Genomic DNA, 22,760 nt, shown 5'->3' with positions numbered 1-22,760 from the left:
AACCAATTGCGGTCCATCGTCGGAGACTTGTTGCAGCTGCGCCTGGCCGATGCCGACGGCGGGCCGATGAACAAGCGCCTGTACCACGGCATCCGCGAGGCGATCCTGGAGGGTTCGATCGCCGCCGACTCGCGCCTGCCCGCCTCGCGCGACCTGGCCGCCGAGCTGGGCATCGCCCGCAACACCGTGGTGCACGTCTATGGCCAACTGCTGGCCGAGGGCTACACCCGCAGCCTGCAGGGCAATGGCACCTTCGTCAATGCCTCGCAGCCCGATTCCTGCCTGGCCAGCGGCCGCCAGTCGCGCCGCGCGCCGGTGCCGCAACCGCGTCCGGCGCTGTCGGCGCGCGGCGCCGCCATCGTCGACGGCGTCTCGGCCTCGCCCTACCAGTGGGGCGCCTTCATGCCGGGCGTGCCCGACCTGACCGAATTTCCGCACAAGAAGTTCGGCCGCATCTTTTCCGCGCTGTGGCGCAATCCCGCGCCCGACCTGCTGACCTATGCCTACGGCGGCGGCCTGCCGGCGCTGCGCGAGGCGCTGGCCCAGCACCTGGCGCTGACGCGCTCGATCGACTGCGACCCCGACCAGATCCTCATCACCGAAGGCTCGCACCAGGCCATCGACCTGGCCACCCGCATCCTGGGCGAGGCCGGCGAGACCGCCTGGGTCGAGGACCCGGGCTACTGGGGCGCGCGCACGGTGCTGCAGGCCAACGGCCTGCACACGGTGCACCTGCCGGTCGACGAAGAGGGCATGCGCCTGCCGGACGCCGACGCCGCGCCCGGCATGGCGCCGCCGCGCTTCATCTTCGTGACGCCGTCGCACCAGTATCCGCTGGGGCCGGTGATGTCGCTGGCGCGGCGCCGGCAACTGCTGGCGGTGGCGCGCCGCCACGGCAGCTGGATCATCGAGGACGACTACGACAGCGAATTCCGCTTCTCGGGCCGGCCCATCGCCTCGCTGCTGGGCCTGGAGCCGGACGCGCCCGTGATCTACATGGGCACCTTCAGCAAGACACTGTATCCGGGCCTGCGGGTCGGCTACCTGGTGCTGCCCAAGCCGCTGACCGCGGCGTTCCAGGCGGCCCACGCCGAGCTCTACCGCGAAGGCCACCTGATGACGCACGCGGCGCTGGCCACCTTCATCGCCGAGGGCCACTACGCCGCCCACATCCGCCGCATGCGCATGCTGTACGCGCGTCGCCGCGCCATGCTGGTCAACCTGATCGAACGGCGCCTGGGGCCCGACTGGCTGCACCGCGACGCCAGCCTGGCCGGCCTGCACCTGGTGCTGACATTGCCGTCTCACATGGACGACCTGCGGGTGGTCGAGGTGGCGCGCCGCAAGGGCGTGCTGACGCGCGCGCTGTCGCGCTACTACGTCGGCGCCGAAGGCCGCCGGCCCGGCCTGCTGCTGGGCTACGCCTGCGTGCCGGAGCACGACATCGCGCGCAAGTTCGAGGTGCTGCTGGAAAGCCTGGCCGAAGTGGCGCGCATGACGCCCGCCGCGCCGGCGGTGGCGGCGCAGCCCGCGTAATTCAGGTCAGGGGGCGCCGCCCAGCGCCGCCGCGAAAGCCGTGGCGTTGCGCATGCCCTGATCCTCGAAGTTGGTGTTGAACACCGCGTGCGCCTGCGCGCTCTGCCGCGCCAGGTCCTGGAAGCGGCGCGCCAGTTCGGCCAGCTCGGCCTCGGAATATTCATATTGGAAGCGCCCCGACGACGCGGCGCCGTTGGCGTTCCAGGTGGCGGCGTTGCGCCCGTGCAGGCGCAGCAGTGTCAGCTCGGGATGGGTGCAGGCCCACACGGCCGGCACGCTGTTCTCGAACCCCTGCGGCGCGTCCACCACGGTATGCACCACGCCCAGCTCGCGCTCGAACGCCAGCGTGGCGGCCGTGGCCTCGGACGAGTCGAACCAGCTGTGGTGGCGGAATTCGACCGACAGCAGGTGTTCCGGCAGGCGCCGCGCGCCTTCGGCCACCAGGGCGCGGCCGCGCGCGTCGCGCCGGACCCAGGGCGGGTACTGGAAGTGCACCGCGCCCAGCTTGCCGGCCATGCGCAGCGGTTCCAGCGCCAGCGTGTAGCGGCGCCAGAGCTCGTCGCGCAGATCCTCCGGCATGGCGTGGTGGTAGATGACCGGTTCGGGCCAGTCGGCCAGCTCGCGGCGGATGTCGGCGGGCAGCGAGGCCAGCGGCGTCTGGTGGCCGGTGAAGAGGCGGTAGGCCTTGATATTGAAGACGAAATCGTCGGGCGTGCGCTGCGCCCACAGGTAGGCGTTGTCGGCGCTGGGCAGGGCGTAGTAGCTGGAATCGACCTCGGCCAGCCCGAAGCGGGTGGCGTAGAAGCGCAGCCGTGACTGGGCGTCGTGCGCCTCGCGCGGGTAGAAGCGGCCGCACGCCAGCAGCGTGGGATCGGTCCAGGAAGCGGTGCCGGCAAGCAGGCGCATGGGGAAATCGGGCGTAGCGGGAGCGGGAGGCGATGCGGTTATGATACCTGGATATATCCCCAGGTATCGGGCCGCGCCGACCGCGCCCGCCGCCCTCCATTCCACGCCCCATGTCCGACCAGAATCCCGCCAACCCGTCCAGCCATCCCGATCCCCTGGCCGACCTCAACCCCGCCCAGCGCGAGGCCGCCGAGTTCGGCGTCGGCGGGGCGGGCGGCGACGGGCCGCTGCTGGTGATCGCCGGCGCCGGTTCGGGCAAGACCAACACCCTGGCGCACCGTGTCGCCCACCTGATCCTGAACGGCGCCGATCCGCAGCGCATGCTGCTGCTGACCTTCTCGCGCCGCGCCGCCCAGGAAATGGAACGCCGCGTCGGCAGCGTGCTGCAGCGGGTCATGAACCTGCGCGGCGGCCAGCAGGCGCCGTCGCTGCCCTGGGCCGGCACCTTCCACGCCATCGGCGCGCGGCTGCTGCGCGATTGCGCCCAGCGCATCGGCCTGTCCGAGGCCTTCACCATCCACGACCGCGGCGACGCCGAGGACCTGATGGGCATGGTGCGGCACGAACTCGGCCTATCGTCCACCAAGTCGCGCTTTCCGCTCAAGGGCACCTGCCTGGCGATCTATTCGCGCGTGGTCAACAGCCAGACGCCGGTGGCCGACGTGCTGCACGCCACCTTTCCGTGGTGCGCGCAATGGGAAGACGAACTCAAGAACCTGTTCCGCGCCTACGTCGCCGCCAAGCAGGACCAGCAGGTGCTCGACTACGACGACCTGCTGCTGTACTGGGCCGAGATGATGGGCGACGCGGCCATCGCCGCCGACGTTGGCGCGCGCTTCGACCACGTGCTGGTCGATGAATACCAGGACACCAACCGGCTGCAGGCCGCCATCCTGCTGGCCATGAAGCCCGATGGCCGCGGCCTGACCGTGGTGGGCGACGACGCGCAGTCGATCTATTCGTTCCGCGCGGCCACGGTGCGCAACATCCTCGATTTCCCGGCGCAGTTTCCGCAGCCGGCGCGCGTCATCACGCTGGACCGCAACTACCGCTCGACCCAGCCCATCCTGAACGCCTCCAACGCCGTCATCGGCCTGGCGGCCGAGCGCTATGCCAAGGGTCTCTGGAGCGACCGGCCGTCGTCGCAGCTGCCCGAGCTGGTCACCGTCAGCGACGAAGGCGGCCAGGCCCGCTGGGTCGCCGACCAGGTGCTGGCGCAGCGCGAGGGCGGCGCCACGCTCAAGTCGCAGGCGGCGCTGTTCCGCACCTCCAGCCACAGCGCCGCGCTGGAACTGGAGCTGACCCGGCGCAACATCCCCTTCGTCAAGTTCGGCGGCCTGCGCTTTCTGGAAGCGGCGCACGTCAAGGACCTGCTGTCGCTGCTGCGCTGGGCCGAGAACCCGCGCGGGCGCATGGCGGGGTTCCGCGTGGCGCAACTGCTGCCCGGCATCGGCCCGGCCACCGCCGGCAAGCTGATGGACGCCATGGCGCAATCGGCCGAGCCGCTGCGCGCGCTGCGCGAATTCAAGCCGGGCGCGGCGGCGCAGGCGGAGTGGGGCGCGTTCGCCGACACCTACGCGGCGCTGGCCGACCCCAAGCTGCGCTGGCCCGCCGACGTCGACCTGGCGCTGCGCTGGTACGCCGGCCAGCTCGAACGGCTGTACGACGATGCGCGGGTGCGCAAGACCGACCTGGACCAGCTGGTGCGCATCGCCGCGGGCTACCCGTCGCGCGAGCGCTTCCTGACCGAACTGACGCTGGATCCTCCCGACGCCACCAGCGACGAATCCGGCGCGCCCTCGCGCGACGAGGACTACATGATCCTGTCCACCATCCACTCGGCCAAGGGCCAGGAATGGAAGGCGGTCTATGTGCTGAACGTGGTCGACGGCTGTATTCCGTCCGACATGAGCACCGGCACCGCCGAAGAGATCGAGGAAGAGCGGCGCCTCCTGTACGTGGCCATGACGCGCGCCAAGGAACGCCTGCAGCTGATCGTGCCGCAGCGCTTCTACGTGCACCAGCAGACCGGCATGGGCGACCGCCACGTCTACGGCTCGCGCACCCGCTACATCACCAACGCCATGCTGCCGCTGTTCGACCACCTGCCCAAGCTGCCGGACCTGCCGGCGCGCGAGGCCAAGGCGCCGCAGGCGCCGAGCGTGGACGTGGCCAAGCGCGTGCGCAACCTGTTCGCATAGCGCGCGGTCCGGCGGGTTCGCGCGCCGCGCCCGCCGGGCGGCGCGCGGCCGCGCCCATGCGCCGGTGGGCTATCATCGGCCGATACGCTGGATACACGTTGCACCCGCAGGGCTCGCATCGCCAAAGGATGTCTATGTCTACCGAAGAGAATGCCGCCGCCGCTGCGCCCAAGAGCGAAGTCGTGGCGTCCATCGCCTATGTGAATGGCCGGCGCGACCACGAGGTGCCCATCGAGGAGGTGGGCAAGCACGTCGATGCCAAGCGCAGCATGCTGTGGATCGGCCTGCGCAATCCCAGCCCGGAGCGGCTGGCCGACGTGGTCAACCAGCTCGGCGCCTGCGACAAGAACCAGGAAGAGATGCTGGAGTCGCACCGCCGGCCCAAGATCATCGACTACGGCAACATGGTGCTGATCGTCGCCATCACCGTCGAGGTCGAGGCCGAGCGTCCCATCTTCGGTGAAACCCAGTTCCTGATCGGCGAGGGCTTCCTGGTCACCGTGCGGCGCGGCGCCACCGCCGGCCACAGCCCCTTGCGCGAACGGCTGGAGTCCTCGCCCGACCTGCTCAAGCGCGGCAGCGACTACGTCGCCTCCGAACTGCTGGACTGGCTGGTGGACCGCTACGTGGCGGCGGCCGGCAAGATCGAGTCGGTGGTCGAGGGCGCCGAACAGAAGCTGCTGATCCGCGGCGCCAAGGATTCCGACATCCGCAGGCTGTATCGCCAGCGCCGCGACCTCCTGCGCATCCACACCGTGGTGTCGCCGCTGGCCGAGATCTGCCGGCGCCTGGCGCGGGTCGAGATGTCGGCGGTGGACGAGCATGCCCGGCCGTATTTCGGCGAGGTGGCCGACCGCGTGCTGCGGGTCGATGAACTGTTCAATTCGCTGCGCGAGTCGCTGGCCTTCGCCTTCGAAGCCAGCCTGATGATCGGCCAGGCCGCGCAGAACGACACCACCCGCAAGCTGGCCTCCTGGGCCGCCATCCTGGCGGTGCCCACGGCCATCGCCGGCATCTACGGCATGAACTTCAAGTTCATGCCCGAGCTGGAATCGCCGTTCGGCTATCCGGTCACGCTGGGCGTGATCGCGTCGGTCTGTTCGTTCCTGTACTGGCGTTTTCGCAAGTCGGGCTGGTTGTAGGACTACGTCCGCCGGGAGCGTGGCGGCGGCGACGCGCTTTGCCGCGCGGCGCCGGCGCGGCTGTGGCAAACTGCCTGCGTTTTCCTTTTCGGAGCGCGGCCCGTGCGCGGCAATTCCCCCTTTCGCGGCGGCAGCAAGCTGACCGCCCTCGTGGTCGCCCTGATCCTGGCGGCGGCGGGCGCCCTCGTCAATTGGCTGCAGCCGTCCCGTCAGGGCGGCGAGCGCCCGGCCGAACGGCCCGGCGCCAGCGCGCCGGCGGCAACCGGCAAGTCCGGCGCGGCCCCGGCCGGCGCCGTCCCCGCCGGCAGCTATACCCTGACCGGCATGATCGTCAACGTCGCCGACGGCGACACCGTGACGCTGCGCGCGCCCGACGGCCAGCGCCGCATCCGCATGGACAGCATCGACGCGCCCGAGGAGGGCCACGGCGCCGACCAGCCCGGCCAACCCTACGCCGAGGCCTCGCGCCAGCACCTGGCCAGCCTGGTGGCCGGCAAGACCCTGACCGCCCAGTGCTACCTGAAGGACCAGTACGGCCGCGACGTCTGCGCGCTGATCCTGGACGACGGCCGCTCGGTCAACCGCCTGCAGGTCGAGGCCGGCTACGCCTGGGCCTACACCGCCCGCCAGGGCGAGTACCTGAACGACAAGGCCATGCCCGACCTGCAACGCCAGGCCAAGGCCGCCGGCCGCGGCCTGTGGGCCGGCAAGGACCCGATGCAGCCCTGGAAGTGGCGCTACGACTGCTGGCGCCAGCGCCAGTGCGGGTGATGGCCGCGGGCCCGCAAGTTCCCTAGGGGGATGCCAGGGTACTGGGGCGGATGCACCTTTGCTATCCTCTGTCGCACTGAATAGAAGGAAAGGTTTCCATGCGTGCTTTGATGCGGCTCTGGGCGGCGGCCATGATGCTGTTGCTGGCGTTGGCGGGCTGCTCCCGGGAGGGCAGTCCCATCAACAGCCCCTATCCGGCCGGCGCCGAAAGCCAGAACACGCTGTATTCCGCCTTCGTCAAGCGTTCGCCCAAGTACCTGGATCCGGCCAGTTCTTATTCCGGCGATGAAACCCCTTATACCTACAGCATCTATGAGACGCTGTACGGCTACCACTACCTCAAGCGGCCTTACGAACTGATCCCGCGCGCCGCGGCCTCGATCGACCCGCCGGTCTACCTGGATGCGCAGGGCAAGGTGCTGCCGGCCGACGCGCCGGGCGAGCAGATCGCCGAAAGCGTCTACGACATCAAGATCAAGCCCGGCATGCGTTTCGCGCCGCACCCGGCCTTCGCCCGCAAGACCGACGGCAGCTACGACTACTTCCCGATCGCGCCGGAGGACCTGGCCGACAAGTACGCCATCCCCGATTTCCCGCGCACCGGCACCCGCGAACTCACCGCCGACGATTACGTCTACGCCTTCCGCCGCCTGGCTAGCCCGCGCGTGGTGTCGCCGATCTATTCGCTGATGGCCGAATACGTCAGCGGCCTGAAGGACTACGGCGACCGCCTGCGCGAGCGCGACAAGGCGTTGCGCCGCGACCTGCCGGGCGGCGCCGGCGCCTCGTGGCTGGACCTGCGCGAGGCCGACGGCTTCACCGGCGTGCAGGCGCTCGACCCGCACACGCTGCGCATCCGCGTCAACGGCAAGTACCCGCAGTTCAAGTACTGGCTGGCCATGACCTTCACCGCGCCCGTGCCCTGGGAGGCCGACCGCTTCTACAACCAGCCCGGCATGGCCGATCACGACCTGTCGCTCAACACCTGGCCCGTCGGCACCGGACCCTACATGCTGGCCGAGTCGCTGCAGAACCGCCGCCACGTGCTGGCGCGCAATCCCAACTTCCACGGCGAACCCTATCCCTGCGAAGGCGAGCCGGGCGACCGCGCCGCGGGCCTGCTGGCCGATTGCGGCAAGCCCACGCCCTTCATCGACCGCGCCGTCTTCAGCGTCGAGAAGGAAGCCATTCCGCTGACCGGCAAGTTCATGCAGGGCTACTACGACGTGCCGCAGATCGAGCGCGGCGAGTACGGCGTGGCCATGCTGGTGGCCGCCGGCGACAGCCAGGACAAGGCGCGCAAGTATGCCGAGCACGGCATCCGCCTGCCCACCACGGTCGAGACCGCCAACTGGTACATGGGCTTCAACTGGCTCGATCCGGTGGTGGGCAAGGGCGACACGCCCGAGCAGGCCGAGAAGAACCGCAAGCTGCGCCAGGCCATCAGCATCGCCTTCGACTGGGAGGAATACGTGGCGGTGTTCGAGAACAGCCAGGCCTCGGTGGCCTACGGCCCGGTGCCGCCCGGCGTGCTGGGCTACCGCGAGCCGCCCGAGGGCGTGAACCCGGTGGTCTACGACCTGGTCGACGGCAAGCCGGTGCGCAAGTCCATCGACACCGCGCGCAAGCTGCTGGCCGAGGCCGGCTATCCCGACGGCCGCAACGCCGTCACCGGCGCGCCGCTGGTGCTGTACTACGACTCCATGACCGGCGGCGGCTCCAATCCGCAGTTCGACTGGATGCGGCGGCAGATGGCCAAGATCGGCGTGCAGATGGACGTGCGCTCGACCGACTACAACCGCTTCCAGGACAAGATGCGGCGCGGCTCGGCGCAGATCTTCCTGTGGGGCTGGAACGCCGACTACCCCGACGCCGAGAACTTCCTGTTCCTGCTGTACGGTCCCAACGCCAAGGCCAAGAACGGCGGCGAGAACGCCGCCAACTACGACAGCCCCGAGTACGACAAGCTGTTCGAGCAGATGAAGTTCCTGGACGACGGTCCCGAAAAGGAAGCCCTGATCCAGCGCATGGTCGCCATCGTGCAGCGCGACGCGCCCTGGATGTTCGGCTACTTCCCGATGTCGGGCGGCGCCTACCAGCAGTGGGTCGGCAACGCCAAGCCGACCCAGATGGTGCGCAACACGCTGCAGTACATGAAGATCGACCCGGTCCTGCGCGAGCGCAAGATCGACGAGTGGAATTCCCCCATCTGGTGGCCGGTGGGCCTGTTCGCGCTGCTGATCGCGCTGGCGATCTGGCCGTCGTACGTGGCGCTCAAGCGACGCGAGCGGCAGACCGCCTTCGTCCCGGCCGCGCGCAAGGAGCATCAATCATGATCGGCTACGTCATCCGCCGGCTGCTATATGGCGTGCTGATCCTGATCGGCGTGAACCTCTTCACCTTCATCCTGTTCTTCGCGGTCAACACGCCCGACGACATGGCGCGCCTGGCCATCGGCGGCCAGCGCATCAGCCAGGACGCGGTCGAGAAATGGAAGGTCGAGCACGGCTACGACAAGCCGCTGTTCTACAACGCCCAGGCCAAGGGCGCGGCGCAACTGACCGACACCGTGTTCTACCAGCGCTCGGTGCCGCTGTTGGCGATGGACTTCGGCGCCTCCGATGGCGGCCGCGACATCGGCCGCGAGATCCAGACGCGCATGGGGCCGAGCCTGGCGCTGGCGGTGCCGACCTTCTTCCTGGGGCTGTTCGCCAGCATCGTGTTTTCGCTGACGCTGGTGTACTTCCGCGCCACGCGGCTGGATTTCTGGGGCGTGGTGGTGTGCGTGATCCTGCTGTCCATCTCCAGCCTGTTCTACATCATCGCCGGCCAGTGGATGTTCGCCAAGCTGCTGCGGCTGGTGCCGTTCTCCGGCTTCGAGGGCGGGCTGGACATGGTCAAGTTCCTGGCCCTGCCGGTGCTGGTGGCGATCGTCTCGCGCCTGGGGCCCGAGGCGCGCTTCTACCGCACCCTGTTCCTGGAGGAGATCGGCAAGGACTACGTGCGAACCGCCCGCGCCAAGGGGCTGGCCGAGCGCGTGGTGCTGTTCCGCCACGTGCTGCGCAATGCCATGCTGCCGATCCTGACCAGCACCGTCGCCGCCTTGCCGCTGCTGTTCATGGGCAGCCTGATCGCCGAATCCTTCTTCGGCATCCCGGGCCTGGGCAGCTACACCATCGACGCCATCAACGCGCAGGATTTCTCCATCGTGCGCGCCATGGTGTTCCTGGGGGCGTCGCTGTACATCGTGGGGCTGATCCTGGCCGACATTTCCTACACGCTGGCTGACCCCCGCGTCCGATTCGAGTAGCCGCCATGCCCAAGTTCGTATTCCTCTGGACCGACATTGCGCTGTGGCTGATGGTGCTGGGCGCGCTGGCCTATGCCTGGCACGTGCGGCGCAGCCCGAACCTGCGTTCGACCTGGGCGCGGGTGGCGCGCGACACGCCGGCGATGTGCTCGGCCGTGGTGCTGGCCGCGTTCGCGCTGGTCGGCCTGCTCGATTCCGTCCACTACCGCCCGCAATTGCCGCCCGCGCCGGGCGCCGCCGCCGACGCCGCGCCGGTCTACGCGCCGGCGGTCAAGTCGGCGCTGGACGGCCTGCTGGGCGGCAGCGTGCTGACCCAGCCCGAAAAAACCTATTCCAGCCCGCTGGCGGTGCGCCAGTTCACCAAGGAGACCCTGCTGGTCGACGACAAGCCGGTGCGCGACTTCCCGCGCCTGCGGGCGGCCGGCACGCACCTGGCCGATCCCGACCGCGACCACCTGGGCGACGTCTACTACTGCCTGGGCCTCGGCCTGGCGGCCGGCCTGGCGGTGTCGCTGGTTGGCGCCGGCCTGCTGTTCGCCTGCCTGGCGCGGCGCCAGGGCGCCGCGGCGGCGGCCGAGGCCCTGCTGGGCGGACGCGCCGAGGTGCCGTGGCGCGCCATGGCGATCACCTTCACCCTGCTGTGCCTGGTGGCGGGGGCGCTGGCCGGGCTGTCCAGCGGCTACCACGCCCTGGGCACCGACCGCATCGGCAACGACGTGCTGTGGCAGGCGCTCAAGAGCATCCGCACCGCGCTCGTCATCGGCAGCCTGACCACGCTCGCCATGCTGCCGCCGGCCATCGTCTTCGGCATCGCGGCCGGCTACTTCAAGGGCAGGGTGGACGACGCCATCCAGTATCTGTACACCACCATCACCTCGATCCCGGGCGTGCTGCTGGTGGCCGCCTGCGCGCTGATGATGCAGGTCTACATCGACAACCACGCCGAGCTGTTCGACACCTCGGCGGCGCGCGCCGACCTGCGCCTGTTCCTGTTGTGCATGATCCTCGGCTTCACCGGCTGGGCCGGCCTGTGCCGCCTGCTGCGCGCCGAGACCCTCAAGCTGCGCGAGCTGGAATACGTGCAGGCCGCGCGCGCCTTCGGCGTGTCGCACTGGCGCATCATGACGCGCCACCTGCTGCCCAACGTCGCGCACCTGGTGCTGATCACCGTGGTGCTGGAATTCTCCGGGCTGGTGCTGTACGAGGCGGTGCTGTCGTACCTGGGCATCGGCGTCGATCCCAGCATGAATTCCTTCGGCTCGATGATCGACGGCGCGCGCCTGGAAATGTCGCGCGACCCGATGATCTGGTGGAACCTGATGACCGCCTTCCTGTTCATGCTGGCGCTGGTGCTGGCCGCCAACCTGTTCGCCGACGCCGTGCGCGACGCCTTCGATCCGCGCACCCGCCGCTACAAGCCGGGCCGCCTGCCCGGCATGGGCTGGTTCGGCCGCCGCCCGGGCGCCGCGCTGGCGGCCGACGCCCGATCCACCAAACCGGGAGACGCGCCATGAGCCAGGATATCCGGCAGGACACCCCCTTGCTGGCCGTGCGCGGCCTGGACGTCGACATCGCCGGTGAGAGCGGCATGACGCACGCGGTCAAGCGCCTGCAGCTGGCCATTTCGCAGCGCGAGACCTTTGCCCTGGTGGGCGAGTCCGGCTGCGGCAAGAGCATGACCGCGCTGGCGCTACTGCGCCTGCTGCCGGACGCCGGCCGCATCGTCGGCGGCCAGATCGACCTGGATGGCGAGGACCTCAACCGCCTGCCCGAGAGCGCCATGCGCGGCGTGCGCGGCGGCCGCATCGGCATCATCTTCCAGGAACCGTCCACCAGCCTCAACCCGGTCATGCGGGTCGGCGACCAGATCATCGAGACGCTGGTGGCGCACACGCCGCTGCGCGGCGCCGCGGCCCGCGCCCGCGCCATCGACTGGCTGCGGCGGGTCGGCATCCCCGAGCCCGAGCGGCGCGTGGACGATTACCCGTTCCAGTTCTCCGGCGGGCAGAAGCAGCGCGTCATGATCGCCATTGCGCTGGCGGCCGAACCCTTGCTGCTGATCGCCGACGAGCCCACCACCGCGCTCGACGTCACCGTGCAGGCGCAGGTGCTGGCGCTGCTGGCCGACATCCAGCGCGAGATCGGCATGGCGGTGCTGCTCATCACCCACGATCTGGCGGTGGTGCGCAACGTCGCCCACCACGTGGCCCTGATGCGCGGCGGAGAGATCGTCGAAAGCGCCAGCGCCGAGGAATTCTTCCGCGCGCCCAAGCATCCCTACGCGCGCCAGCTGTTCGACGCCATTCCCACTTTCGAGAAGCGCGGCGTGCCGCTGAGCGAGGCCGGCCGCGCCGCCCTGGGCGCGGACGCGGCCGTGGCGCGCAAGCGTGCGCGCGAACCCGGCGTGGTGCTGGACGTGCAGGACCTGAAAGTCCATTACCCGGTGCGCAAGGGCCCGTTGCGGCGCGTGGCGTCATGGGTCAAGGCGGTCGACGGCGTGACTTTCAGCCTGCGCGCCGGCGAGACCCTGGCGCTGCTGGGCGAGTCGGGTTGCGGCAAGACCACCACCGGCAAGGCCTTGCTGCGGCTGATCGACGGCGCCCGCATCTCCGGCCGCGCGATGCTGCAGGGGCAGGATCTGCTGACCGCCGACCGTGCCCGGCTGCAGCGTCTGCGCCAGGACATCCAGATCGTGTTCCAGGATCCCTACGCCTCGCTCGATCCGCGCATGCGGGTCGGCGACATCCTCGACGAAGGCCTGGAATCGCTGCGCCGCGGCATGGGCGCGCAGGCGCGCCGCGACCGCGCCGTCCGGCTGGTCGAACGGGTCGGCCTGCCGGCCAATACGCTGGCGCGCTATCCGCACGAGTTCTCGGGCGGCCAGCGCCAGCGCATCGCCATCGCCCGGGCGTTGGCGGTCGAACCCAAGGTGCTGATCTGCGACGAGCCGACCTCGGCGCTGGACGTGTCGGTGCAGGCGCAGATCCTGGACCTGTTGCGCGAGCTGCAGGACGAGCTGGGCATCGCCTACCTGTTCATCACCCACAACTTCGGCGTGGTCGAATACCTGGCCGACCGCATCGCGGTGATGGAGGGCGGCCGCATCGTCGAACTGGGCGAGGCCGACGCGGTGCTGCACGCGCCGCGCCAGGACATGACGCGCCGGCTGCTGGAAGCCGTGCCCAGGCTGCAATTCGGCCAGGCCTGAGCCGGGTCCTCCCCTTGCCGCCGGGGCGGGGGACGGCCGGAATCATGCGATACTGTCTCTTCGAACACCGCGAAAAACGATCTTGCGCGTGACGCCGCCAGCCGGCCGCGCCCGCACAGGATCGCGCACACGTCACCCGGCCCGCCAGGCCAGGTCGGCCAGCGATTCCCCGACATCCGTCGGAACGTCCCGAGTCATCGCGCCGTTGGCGCGCATGGCTCGTTTCACCGGAATACGCCATGCACCGACCTTTTTCTCCCGCCATTCCCCTTGTTCACGCCACCATCGCCATTGTCGGCGCCGGCCTCGGCGGCCTGACGTTGGCCCGCGTCCTGCACCGCCACGGCATCGCCGCCACGGTCTACGAGGCCGACGCCTCGCCCGCGGCGCGCACGCAGGGCGGATTGCTGGATATCCACCCGCACAACGGCCAGGCCGCGCTGCGCGCCGCCGGTCTGTACGAGGCCTTCCTGCCCCTGGTGCGGCCGGGCGAGGATGCCAAGCGCGTGGTCGACCGCCACGGCCGCGTGCTGCTCGACCGGCCGGGGCAGGGCCAGGCGCGGCCGGAGGTCGACCGCGGCGACCTGCGCCGGCTGCTGATCGATTCGTTGCCGCCGTCCGCCATCCGCTGGGGCCACAAGCTCACCGCCGCCGCGCCCCTCGCGTCTGGCCGTCACCGGCTGGCGTTCGCCAATGGCGCGACGGACACGGCCGACCTGTTGGTCGGCGCCGACGGGGCCTGGTCGCGGATCCGTCCGCTGCTGTCCGGCGCCGCGCCGGCCTACGTCGGCACGACCTTCTTCGAGAGCACGCTGTTCGACGGCGACCGCCGCTATCCGGACAGCGCGCGCGCGATCGGCCATGGCACGCTGATGGCGGTCGAACCCGGCCAGGGCATCCTGGCGCATCGCTACGCCGATGGCACCCTGCGTAGCTACGCGGCCGTGAACTGGCCGCTGGCGGCGGTCGACGCGCTGGTCCGCGATGGCCAGGCCGCCGTGCGCCAACGCATCGCCGCCGCATTCGCGGACTGGGCGCCGGCGCTGCGCGCGCTGGTCATCGAGAGTGATGGGGCGGTCATCGCCCGGCCCCTGCATGCATTGCCGGTCGAGCATCGTTGGCCGCGCATCGCCGGCGTCACGCTGGTGGGCGACGCGGCGCACCTGATGTCGCCGTTCGCGGGGGAGGGCGCCAACCTGGCCCTGTTCGACGGCGCCGAGCTGGGCCTGGCGCTGTGCCGGCATCCCGCCGACCTCGGCGCGGCGCTGGCGGCGTACGAACAGGCCCTGTTCCCGCGCAGCGCGGCGGTGGCGGCGCGAACGGCGCGGAACCTCCAGCGCTTCTTCGGCCCCGACGCGCCTGGCAGCGTGGCGGCGCTGTTCGCCGCCCAATGAAAACCGCGCCCGGATCCTTGCGGATCGGGGCGCGGCGCGTCGAGGCTGGCGCCTCAGTCGTGGGCGTTGCGGGTCTCGAGCCAGACCAGGGTGTCGTGCCTCAGGGCGCGCACGCATTGCGCCAGGAAGGCATGCACCACCTCCAGTTCGCCGGCGTCGTAGCGCCGGGCCATCAACACCACCGCCTCGGCCACCCACTGGCGTTCCTGGGCCAGTTGCTGGCACTGCTCCTCCACCGGCCGGATCACGATCATGCGGCGATCCAGCGGATGGCGGCCCCGTTGCACATAGCCAGCCGCTTCCAGGCGGTTGATCAGCGCGGTGGCGCCGCCGGAGCTGATGCCCATCAGCTGGGCCAGTTGGCCGGTGGGCAGGGCATCGAACTCCATCACCAGTTCCAGCGCTTTCAGATCCGCCAGGGGGATACCCATTTTCTCCGCCAGGGCCGATTGGCAGGCCGCGTTGTACACGGCGAACTGTCGGCCCAGCATCAGGGCGATATCGTCAAGCATTCCGGGCCGCAGATCGTTGTTGCGAGATTCAGGCATCACGGTCACATGCTCGTGGTGAACGATGGATTCTTGTTGCAGCATGGCGTCGCTCCCTCACGGATCCGGTTGATTACTTCTTGGCCGTCAGGCCGCCGAGCAGGCCGCCCAGCAGCCCGCCGTTGTTGCCGCCGGTGCTGGCGCCGCCGCTGACGCCGGCCGTCACGCCGCCCAGCAAGCCGCCCAACAGGCCGCCGTTGTTGGTCGAACCCGAGGCCCCCGCACCCGCGCCCGCTCCGGCACTGGCGCCGGCCGAGGCGCCGCCGCCGGTCAGGCCGCCCAGCAAGCCGCCCAGCAGGCCGCCATTGGCGCCCGCGGTGCCGCCCGCCGTGCCGCCCGCGCCGCCGGTCACGCCGCCGAGCAGGCCGCCCGGCAAGCCGCCGTTGGGCGCGCCGCCCGTGGCGCCGCCCAGATTGCCCGTCACGCCGCCCAGCAGGCCGGTCACCGGGGCCAGCAGGCCGCCGTTGCCGCCGGCCGCGCCGCCGGTCACGCCGCCCAGGATCCCGGTGATCGGGCTGAGCAGGCCGCCGTTGTTGCCGCCGACCGCGCCGCCCAGGCCTAGGCCGCTGGTCAGGGAGGCGACCGCGCCGGTGGCATTGGCCAGCGTGTTGCCGAGCGGGTTGGTGTTGCCCGGCGTGGCATTCAACAGGCCGCCGGCGCTGCTGACCGCGCCGCCCGGGCCTTGCAGCACGCCGTTCAGGCCAGCCACGTTGCCGCCAGGCAGTTGGTTGCCCAGGTTGCTGACCGTGCCGCCCAGCGTGTTGAGCAGGCCGGCGACCGGCGCGCCCAGCTTGGTGGTGGCGCCGACTTGTTGCGTCAGGCCGACCACCGTGCCCGCCAGGGGGCTGGCCGTCGGGTCGAGCGCCTTGCCGATGCCGCCCAGGGTCGGCTGCAGGCCGAGCGGCAGCACGTTGTCGACGGTCTTGCCGACATTACCCAGCGCGGGTTCGAGCAGCGGCTTGGACGGTCCGCCCAGCACGCCGCCGGTAACGCCGCCGACCAATTGGTTGACGGGGTTCAACAGCCCGCCGGGGCCGGACAGGCCCGCGGTCAGGGCGCCCACCGCGTTGGTGGCATTGCCCAGCACCGTGGTCAACGGTTGCGGATTCTTGGGATCGGCATTGAGCAGGCCGCCGGTGCTGGCGACCGTCTTGCCCAGGCCTTCCACCAGGCCACCGACGCCGGCGCTCAGGCCGCCGGGCAGGCCGGTGCCCTTGACCGTGGTGCCCAGGCCTTCGACCAGGCCGCCCACTTGCTTGACGGTGCCGTCGACGGGCTTTCCCAGGCCAGTGGTGGCGCCGACCTGCTGCGTCAGGCCGACGACCGTGTCGGCGACCGGCTTGATGGTGGGATCGAGCGCCTGGCCGATACCGCCCAGGGTGGTGCCCAGATTCAGGGGCAGGGTATTGTCGACCGCCTTGCCGGTATTACCCAGCGTGGTCTGCAGCAAACCGGTGGTGACCGGGTTGTTGGGGTTATTCGGTTCGTTCGGACCGCCAGGGCCGCCAGGGCCGCCGGGGTTGCTCGGATTATCGGTGCCAGGCAGGCTGGCGGAACTGTTGTGACCACCACCACCGCCGCCGCATGCGGCCAGCGCGCTCATCAGAGCGGCCGCCATAACGGTGGAGGTCAGAATACGTTGTACGCGCTGCGTGTCAATCTTGGCATTCATGGCGAGCTCCTGTGGGGGAAGTGTCAGGCGTCGAAACTGCCCGATACATCCCTACATGCATAAACCGTGCCAATATTTTTCAAACGCAGTTCCGGTTTGCGTTCAGGCCATTTTTATATAATTAAAAATCCTTTTAAATCAATAACTTGAATTTAAAACAGAGGGTTTGTACCAATATTTGGAATCCCCCATTTTTACGATCACGCGCCACCTGCGAATGTTACGTCCGGGCCCGATTGGGCCGTTACGTTACGGGCCGCGTTACGTAACGTGGTGTATGGAACAGGCAAAAAAAAGCGCCTGTCGAAACAGGCGCGGGTGTTGCGAGGCGGCTGCCCGCGGCGCGCTAGAACGCGTCGTAATACAACGAGTAATTGGCGTTGAAGCGCACGTCGCGGCCATTGTTTATGGTGGCCGAACCGATCGGCTTGGCCACGTTGAAATCAAACAGGTAGTACTTGTCATCGGTAAAGCGCAGCCCCAGCGCCACTGACGACAGGTGCCGCTGGTTCAACTGCTGCAGGCTGGAATTGTTGTACCAGGTGCGGGCGTAGTCGATCAGCGCATAAGGCTGCACGTTCGACAGGTACTGCCAGCCGATACCGAAGCGGCGATTAACTTCGGCGGAAACACCCACGCCCTTGTCGCCGCTCTGTTCGCCTTGCGGATAACCCATCGCATACCGCCAGCTGCCGTACGACACCTGTTCCGACGAGGGCAGGATATTGCTGGAGTACTGCGCGGCGCCGGACAGGGTCAGGCCGAATTGCGCCGGCAGCGCGAAGGTCTGCTTGGCGTTGAGGTTGTAGCGGGTGAAGTCCGGGTCGAGGATCGGCACGGCCGAATAGCCGTAGTTGGTGTTGATCTCCTTCTTGGCCCCGGCGCCGGTGAAGCCCCGGTCCACCGCCAGCGTCACATCGGTGGTCTTGGACTCGGATACCTGGATATAGCGCATCTCGAGGTTGGCGGCGCGCACCTGGGCGTCCTGCTGCAGCCAGCGATCGGAGTTCTTGGCGTCGTAGCGATCCTTCGAGTTGGCCGCGTAGACCCCCAGCGTGCCCGTCAGCGAACGGGTGTTGTTCAGCAGGAAGGGATAGCTGACGCCGATGCCGATGCGGTCGTTCTTGACCCGGCGATTGAAGCCCAGGTATTCGATCGCCTCGTCCTTGGGACGGGCGTCGTAGTGGTAGCCATCGACCTTGACCGCCAGGCCGTCATTGCCCAGCGGCACGCGGACCTCGCCCGAGATGTATTTGACGTCATCGGTGTTGAACGGCACCGAGGCCGTCAGCTTGACCTGTTCGCCCAGCGGCGTGAGGCTGTTGGTGGCGAAGTTCACCAGCGGCTGCATGCCCGTGCCCAGGTCCGCCACTCCGCCAGTCAGGCTGACCGGCTGGCGCGTGGCCGCCAGCACCAGTTCGGTGGCGCCGTCGGCGCGGCGCGGCAGATCCAGCGACGGGGTGAACTTCACGCCCGGCACCGTGCGCATCAGGTTCAGCACCCGTTCCAGCGTGGCCTGTTTCAGCGGTTTCTCCGCCTTCAGCGGCTCGGCCAGCGATTCCAGGCGGTCCTGGGCATTGCCGAGATCGCCCTCGATGCGCACCGTGCCGATATAGCCTTCGACCACGGTCACCACCACCAGCCCGTTGGCGAAAGTCTGGTTCTGCACCAGCGCGAACGACAGCGGATAGCCGCGGTCGCGGTACAGCTGGGTGATCTTGTCGACCTGCTGCACCAGCTCGCCCAGGCTGATTTCCTTGCCGGACAGCGGCGCCAGCAGGGCGGAGACTTCCTCGAACGGCATTTCGTGCACGCCCGTGACGTCGAAATGCTGGGGCACGATGCGCTGCGCCAGCCGGGCCTGCAGAGCCAGTTGTTCGGGAGTGGGGGGCCTGCACCACCGGCGGCGGCTGGGTGGCGCCGGGCGGCCGTTCGATCTGCGGCAGCGCGTCCACCGGGTTGCCGCGCAACGGGCCGTCGGCATGTGCCGTGCCGACGGCGGCCAGGGTGCAGATAAGGGCGAGGGAAAGCGGACTTGCGGGAAGCGTGCGTCTCATGCCTGGTTGTCTCTCTTTTGCCGCTGGCGCCGTTTAAACAGGGGCATCCATATTAAGGGTCTGAATAAAGGCTTAACTATATGGGGCCGCTATATAAGTAAACCGGTGGCGCGCCGCTCAGGCGGTATGTTGCCAGCGCGCCGAGGCAATGACAAATTATTTCATTGTGACTGGCCGGAAACGTGGATATAACAATAGAGCGACATACAAGGCAATCTTTCCTCGGCCGAATTCAGGGTTTACCGGTACATTGAAAAATGACCCTGGCTAATTTCCGAGTATTCGTTACAAGTAAGCTGTCGCACTGTTGCGAATACTGGTATAAACCCTGATGTGTATTAATTGTTAATAGATAAGACTATATAAACGTATCAAAACACATCGGGTTTACCGGCTCTCGGGAGTCCACAGATGGACCAGGATGACCGCAACAAATTCGTCGCAAGTCGGCTCGCCGCAAGCGCCTGCCGACCGCCGGCTCACAGGGGCCGCGCATGAACCCGGGCGATATCGTTCCCCTTTCCTTCAACAGCGGCCTGGTGGCGCTGTCGTTCCTGATCGCGGCGCTCGGCTCCTACGTGGCGCTGCTGGCCGCGGTGGGTATCCGCGCCGAAATGCAGGACGGCGAGATCCGCATCGGTTACATCATCATCGGCGCCCTGGCGATGGGCGGCGTCGGCATCTGGAGCATGCACTTCATCGGCATGCAGGCACAGGACTTGCCGTTCGCAGTGGGTTACCAGATCGGTTTGACCGTGCTCAGTTTCCTGGTGGCGGCGGGTTTTTCCGGCTGGGCCTTCTGGTATGTGGGCCGCGACCGCTTCACATTTATGCGCTGCGTGGTGGGCGGCCTGGCCGCGGGCCTCGGTGTGGCGGCGATGCATTATGTGGGTATCAGCGCCATGCGCATGCCCGCGGTATTTATCTGGAATCTGCCGATGGTTGTTTTGTCGGTATTCATAGCGGTAATCGCCGCGTCAGCCGCATTGTGGCTGGCTTTCAATACGCAGAATGAGTTCCAGCGCGTCGCGGCGGCCATTTTGATGGCGATCGCGGTGTGCGGCATGCATTACACGGGGGCGGCGGCCGGCACGGTGGTTTGCACCGCCCCGCGCGATTTTTCCAGCATGCAGATCGGCGGGGTGATGCTGCCGTACATCGCGTTCGCGCTGTCGTTCCTCATGCTGCTGGTGATGCGCTGGCATTTGCAGCGGGCTTCACGCCGTTTCCGCGCGCGCCTGGCGCAACGCATCGACTCGATCATTGAATCGGCCCCCGTGGTCGATCCGGGCAGGGCGCCCGGCTCGACGCTGGGACCGGGTTGAGGGCCCGTCGGCAGCGACGGACCTGGCGGTACCCCGGGGACGCGAAGGTGTGGAACACGCCAGCGCGCCGGCAACACCGGGCTTAGGGGGCCACGCCGTCCCTGCGGCATGGCTCGATTATCAAGCGAGACCTGAGGAGCTCGACATGAAAGCGAAACTTGCGCAGTTCTGGAACGATGAAGAAGGCATTACTGCCCTGGAATACGGGCTGATCGCGGGCACCATCGCGGTGGCGCTGGTAGCGGCTCTGGCGACGTTCACGGGCGCGCTGAGCGGCCTGTTCACGTCGCTGCAGGCCAAGCTCGCCAACGCGTCCAAGTGAGGCCGAAGGTCCCGGCCGCCCGGATGGGCCTGGCTTTGGCCAGGCGGCGCCGGACGGTCGGGCCTGCCGCCCCACCGGGTGTGGAGCTGATGTTGACAACACTTCCCGCGCAGCGATTTCGGGCGGTTGCGGATTGACGGCGTTGCGCGCATCGGCTCCTGCGTACTGCGCGCCCATGTTTTGCCAGATTGAACCCGAAACCGTCAGAAGGTCCTGCCTTGTATCCAGGGGAAGTGCTGTGGTGGCTGTTGTTCGCATGCTGGAATCTGGTGTTGATATACACCGATCTGCGCTATCGCCGCGTACCCAACACGCTTATCGTCGCGGGGTTCGCGGGACAGGCGCTGTGGCTGCTCGCGGCGTGGCTCGCGCCAGCCTGGGGCTATCCACCGCGCTGGGCCGGCTGGCCCATGGCATTGGCCGGATTCGCGCTGGCCTTGCCGTTCTTCCCGCTCTGGCTCAAGCGCCTGATGGGCGCGGGCGACGTCAAGGCGATCGCCGTGCTGGGGCTGCTGACGGGCTTCGCGCCGCTCGTGATGACGCTGGTGGCCGCGAGCCTGCTGGCCGGGCTGCACGCCTTGCTCTACCTGTTTCTTTCCCGAAGCTGGGCCTTGCCGCTTCGGGCTCGCCAGATCCCGTACGGAACCTACCTGGGCGCGGCCGCGCTCAGCGTGGTGTTTATTCCCTTGAATTCGGACTGGTATTCGTGGTGTTTTTCCTGGTGTTCTACGCGATCCTGACGTACGCCCTGGTGTTCACCGCGCAGCATTCGGTCACCCTGGCGGCGCAGGACGGCGCCCGCAAGGTCCTGCAATGGCAGCCGGGCGCCGCCTCGCTGACCGTGCGCGCCAACGCCGGGCGCGACAGGGCGCTGGACCGCGCAGGCTGGATCACCACCATGTCGTCGGCCGCCGTGGCGGTGGCGGTGTGCGGCGCCAGCGGCACGCTCAGCAGCACCGCCGGCGGCGCCTGCAGCGGCCAGCCGCTGAGCGCGGACCAGATCGAGGTGACGGTCAGCTACCCCTACGGCGCCAACCCGCTGATCCCGAATTTCCCGTTCCTGGCGCAGGCGCTGATGCCGCCGTCGAGCGTGCTGTCGGCCCGCGCCACGGTCCACCTGGGCAACGGCCTGGACGGGAGCAACTGACATGAATGCGCGCCGCGCCCCTGGCCATCCCCACGGTCGCAAGCGCGGCCAGCGAGGCATCGCCGCGCTCGAGTTCTCGTTGATGGTGACGATGCTGCTGATGTTCGTCTGCGCCGTCGTCGGCTACGGCGTGCTGTTCTGGATGCAGCAGCAACTGGCTTCGGCCGCCTCGGAAGGCGCGCGCGCGGCGGTCTATGCGCGCTTCGCCGGCCAGGCCGACGTGCCCGGCGCCGCCTGCACCGCGGCGATGAGCGTGTTCGGCACCGGGTCGGCGGTGGCCTGCGCGACCACCAGCGCGCCGTGCGCCTGGAGCGGTTCGGGCGGCCAGACGGCCCAGTGCAGCACGGTCGCCATGACATTCAACGTGCAGGCCTGGCCGGTGCTGTCGACCTTCCAGGCATTCATCGCCATGTTGCCCGGGACGGACAAGAACTGGATACCGACCCGGCTGTCGTCGAAAGCCATCGTGCAAATCTCCCAAGGGACACCATGAGCAGTCTGAGCAAAATCATCGCGGGTGTGTTGCTGGCGGCGGGCCTGGTGCTGGCGTTCGTGGCGTGGAAGCTGGCCTCGGAACCGTCGGCCCCGGCGCCGACGCCGGTCGGTCCGGTGGCGACGACGCCGACCGCGCCGGCCGAGGCGCCGGTCAAGCGCTATCCGGTGGTGGTGGCGGCGGCGCCGATCCCGGCCGGCACGCGCATCGACAGCGACAAGATGCTCAAGGTGGACCAATGGCAGGTGGCGCTGTCGGGCGGCTACAGCTCGCCGACGCCGTTGCAGGGCGCCTATGTGCGCGTGGACGTCGCGGCCGGCGATCCGCTGCTGCCCAGCATGCTGGCGCAGGGACTGGCGCGCCAGCTCAAGCCCGGCGAGCGCGCGTTGGCGATCGCGGTCGATGAGGTGGTGGGCGGCGGTAACCGCATCGCGCCGGGAGACCTGGTGGACGTGTTCTTCTTGCTGGAGAAGGGCGTCGAGATCCAGGGCGGACAGGCCCGCTTGCTGCAATCGCAGGTGCGCGTGCTGGCGTATGGCGCGGCTTCGCTGGACGGCCCCGAGGAAAAGTCCACGCTGCCCGGTCCGCCGGGACAGCCGGCCCGGACCGCCGTGCTGGCCGTGCCGGTCGACCAGGTCAACGAGCTGGTGCTGGCCAGCCGCTCGGGCCGCCTGCAACTGGCCCTGCGCCCGGTCGGCGACGATAGCAAGCCCGATACGCAGCTGTTC

The 22,760-nt window shown here is 68.8% G+C and carries 18 protein-coding genes and 1 pseudogene; 15 read left to right on the top strand and 4 right to left on the bottom strand.

Features of this window, described 5'->3' with window-relative positions; all coding sequences use genetic code 11:
- The first annotated feature begins 6 nt into the window (after positions 1 to 6).
- Positions 7 to 1,536, top strand: coding sequence for a MocR-like pyridoxine biosynthesis transcription factor PdxR (locus AOZ49_RS02185; RefSeq protein WP_369815764.1), 1,530 nt, complete (start codon positions 7 to 9; stop codon positions 1,534 to 1,536).
- A gap of 6 nt (positions 1,537 to 1,542) precedes the next feature.
- Here the strand turns inward: AOZ49_RS02185 and AOZ49_RS02180 are convergent, their stop codons facing one another.
- Complete coding sequence (locus AOZ49_RS02180; protein WP_054474194.1) at positions 1,543 to 2,442, bottom strand: DUF72 domain-containing protein; 900 nt, start codon at positions 2,440 to 2,442, stop codon at positions 1,543 to 1,545.
- A 110-nt stretch (positions 2,443 to 2,552) separates the two neighbouring features.
- Between AOZ49_RS02180 and AOZ49_RS02175 the strand changes: the two genes are divergently transcribed.
- The 8 genes from AOZ49_RS02175 (at position 2,553) to AOZ49_RS02140 (ending at position 14,468) form a co-directional block, all read left to right on the top strand.
- Positions 2,553 to 4,643 (top strand): ATP-dependent helicase, encoded by a 2,091-nt coding sequence (locus AOZ49_RS02175; protein WP_054474193.1) that lies wholly within the window; start codon positions 2,553 to 2,555, stop codon positions 4,641 to 4,643.
- Positions 4,644 to 4,777: 134 nt separating this feature from the next.
- Positions 4,778 to 5,785: a magnesium and cobalt transport protein CorA gene (locus AOZ49_RS02170; protein ID WP_054431938.1), complete on the top strand. Its 1,008-nt coding sequence runs from the start codon at positions 4,778 to 4,780 to the stop codon at positions 5,783 to 5,785.
- A gap of 102 nt (positions 5,786 to 5,887) precedes the next feature.
- Positions 5,888 to 6,556 carry a thermonuclease family protein gene (locus AOZ49_RS02165; RefSeq protein ID WP_054474192.1) on the top strand — a complete coding sequence of 223 codons (669 nt, stop codon included), beginning with the start codon at positions 5,888 to 5,890 and terminating at the stop codon, positions 6,554 to 6,556.
- Between the two features lie 98 nt (positions 6,557 to 6,654).
- The gene (locus tag AOZ49_RS02160; protein ID WP_156350124.1) at positions 6,655 to 8,892 is read left to right on the top strand and encodes an ABC transporter substrate-binding protein; all 2,238 of its coding nucleotides are present in this window, start codon (positions 6,655 to 6,657) and stop codon (positions 8,890 to 8,892) included.
- Positions 8,889 to 9,866, top strand: a complete 978-nt coding sequence (locus AOZ49_RS02155) for an ABC transporter permease (RefSeq protein ID WP_054431935.1) — start codon at positions 8,889 to 8,891, stop codon at positions 9,864 to 9,866. Before AOZ49_RS02160 ends, AOZ49_RS02155 begins: the two co-directional genes overlap by 4 nt.
- Positions 9,867 to 9,871: 5 nt before the next feature.
- Positions 9,872 to 11,380 (top strand): ABC transporter permease, encoded by a 1,509-nt coding sequence (locus AOZ49_RS02150; RefSeq protein ID WP_054474191.1) that lies wholly within the window; start codon positions 9,872 to 9,874, stop codon positions 11,378 to 11,380.
- Positions 11,377 to 13,074 (top strand): ABC transporter ATP-binding protein, encoded by a 1,698-nt coding sequence (locus tag AOZ49_RS02145; RefSeq protein ID WP_054431933.1) that lies wholly within the window; start codon positions 11,377 to 11,379, stop codon positions 13,072 to 13,074. The genes AOZ49_RS02150 and AOZ49_RS02145 overlap by 4 nt, the downstream gene beginning before the upstream one ends.
- A gap of 239 nt (positions 13,075 to 13,313) precedes the next feature.
- The gene (locus AOZ49_RS02140; RefSeq protein WP_054474190.1) at positions 13,314 to 14,468 is read left to right on the top strand and encodes an FAD-dependent oxidoreductase; all 1,155 of its coding nucleotides are present in this window, start codon (positions 13,314 to 13,316) and stop codon (positions 14,466 to 14,468) included.
- 53 nt (positions 14,469 to 14,521) lie between these two features.
- Here AOZ49_RS02140 and AOZ49_RS02135 read toward each other — a convergent pair whose 3' ends face one another.
- The 3 genes and pseudogenes from AOZ49_RS02135 to AOZ49_RS02125 all read right to left on the bottom strand — a co-directional run bounded on the left by AOZ49_RS02135 (position 14,522) and on the right by AOZ49_RS02125 (position 18,745).
- Entirely contained in the window at positions 14,522 to 15,061 is a 540-nt protein-coding gene (locus tag AOZ49_RS02135; protein WP_006390271.1) for a MarR family winged helix-turn-helix transcriptional regulator, read from the bottom strand.
- A 28-nt stretch (positions 15,062 to 15,089) separates the two neighbouring features.
- Positions 15,090 to 16,688, bottom strand: a complete 1,599-nt coding sequence (locus AOZ49_RS02130) for a collagen-like triple helix repeat-containing protein (protein WP_054474189.1) — start codon at positions 16,686 to 16,688, stop codon at positions 15,090 to 15,092.
- Between the two features lie 346 nt (positions 16,689 to 17,034).
- A pseudogene (locus tag AOZ49_RS02125) lies at positions 17,035 to 18,745 on the bottom strand (ShlB/FhaC/HecB family hemolysin secretion/activation protein).
- 494 nt (positions 18,746 to 19,239) lie between these two features.
- On the opposite strand from AOZ49_RS02125, the gene AOZ49_RS02120 reads away from it, so the two are divergent.
- From AOZ49_RS02120 to cpaB, 6 genes are all read left to right on the top strand, one after another.
- A complete protein-coding gene (locus AOZ49_RS02120) occupies positions 19,240 to 20,070 on the top strand; it encodes an MHYT domain-containing protein (RefSeq protein WP_054474188.1) in 831 nt (276 codons plus the stop codon).
- Positions 20,071 to 20,215: 145 nt separating this feature from the next.
- On the top strand, positions 20,216 to 20,392 hold the full coding sequence (locus tag AOZ49_RS02115; protein WP_006390266.1) for a Flp family type IVb pilin: 177 nt from the start codon (positions 20,216 to 20,218) through the stop codon (positions 20,390 to 20,392).
- A gap of 233 nt (positions 20,393 to 20,625) precedes the next feature.
- On the top strand, positions 20,626 to 21,132 hold the full coding sequence (locus AOZ49_RS02110; RefSeq protein WP_050813078.1) for an A24 family peptidase: 507 nt from the start codon (positions 20,626 to 20,628) through the stop codon (positions 21,130 to 21,132).
- Positions 21,099 to 21,539 (top strand): TadE/TadG family type IV pilus assembly protein, encoded by a 441-nt coding sequence (locus AOZ49_RS02105; RefSeq protein ID WP_054431928.1) that lies wholly within the window; start codon positions 21,099 to 21,101, stop codon positions 21,537 to 21,539. The genes AOZ49_RS02110 and AOZ49_RS02105 overlap by 34 nt, the downstream gene beginning before the upstream one ends.
- A gap of 1 nt (position 21,540) precedes the next feature.
- Positions 21,541 to 22,032: a TadE/TadG family type IV pilus assembly protein gene (locus tag AOZ49_RS02100; RefSeq protein WP_054474187.1), complete on the top strand. Its 492-nt coding sequence runs from the start codon at positions 21,541 to 21,543 to the stop codon at positions 22,030 to 22,032.
- A partial coding sequence (gene cpaB / locus AOZ49_RS02095) for a Flp pilus assembly protein CpaB (protein ID WP_054474186.1) occupies positions 22,029 to 22,760 on the top strand: 732 nt, incomplete at its 3' end. The genes AOZ49_RS02100 and cpaB, both read left to right, overlap by 4 nt.

The sequence above is a fragment of the Achromobacter sp. 2789STDY5608615 genome (genome assembly GCF_001298995.1).
GTDB classification, from domain to species: domain Bacteria; phylum Pseudomonadota; class Gammaproteobacteria; order Burkholderiales; family Burkholderiaceae_B; genus Achromobacter; species Achromobacter insuavis.
The sequence above is the reverse complement of the archived record's forward strand: the minus strand, read 5'-3'. Positions and strand labels throughout refer to the sequence as shown.

Bases quoted from the DNA above. Each gene is read 5' to 3' on its own strand.
- AOZ49_RS02180 (WP_054474194.1), bottom strand. From the start codon at position 2,442: ATGCGCCTGCTTGCCGGCACCGCTTCCTGGACCGATCCCACGCTGCTG.
- AOZ49_RS02175 (WP_054474193.1), top strand. From the start codon at position 2,553: ATGTCCGACCAGAATCCCGCCAACCCGTCCAGCCATCCCGATCCCCTG.
- AOZ49_RS02170 (WP_054431938.1), top strand. From the start codon at position 4,778: ATGTCTACCGAAGAGAATGCCGCCGCCGCTGCGCCCAAGAGCGAAGTC.
- AOZ49_RS02160 (WP_156350124.1), top strand. From the start codon at position 6,655: ATGCGTGCTTTGATGCGGCTCTGGGCGGCGGCCATGATGCTGTTGCTG.
- AOZ49_RS02155 (WP_054431935.1), top strand. From the start codon at position 8,889: ATGATCGGCTACGTCATCCGCCGGCTGCTATATGGCGTGCTGATCCTG.
- AOZ49_RS02150 (WP_054474191.1), top strand. From the start codon at position 9,872: ATGCCCAAGTTCGTATTCCTCTGGACCGACATTGCGCTGTGGCTGATG.
- AOZ49_RS02145 (WP_054431933.1), top strand. From the start codon at position 11,377: ATGAGCCAGGATATCCGGCAGGACACCCCCTTGCTGGCCGTGCGCGGC.
- AOZ49_RS02140 (WP_054474190.1), top strand. From the start codon at position 13,314: ATGCACCGACCTTTTTCTCCCGCCATTCCCCTTGTTCACGCCACCATC.
- AOZ49_RS02135 (WP_006390271.1), bottom strand. From the start codon at position 15,061: ATGCTGCAACAAGAATCCATCGTTCACCACGAGCATGTGACCGTGATG.
- AOZ49_RS02130 (WP_054474189.1), bottom strand. From the start codon at position 16,688: ATGAATGCCAAGATTGACACGCAGCGCGTACAACGTATTCTGACCTCC.
- AOZ49_RS02120 (WP_054474188.1), top strand. From the start codon at position 19,240: ATGAACCCGGGCGATATCGTTCCCCTTTCCTTCAACAGCGGCCTGGTG.
- AOZ49_RS02115 (WP_006390266.1), top strand. From the start codon at position 20,216: ATGAAAGCGAAACTTGCGCAGTTCTGGAACGATGAAGAAGGCATTACT.
- AOZ49_RS02100 (WP_054474187.1), top strand. From the start codon at position 21,541: ATGAATGCGCGCCGCGCCCCTGGCCATCCCCACGGTCGCAAGCGCGGC.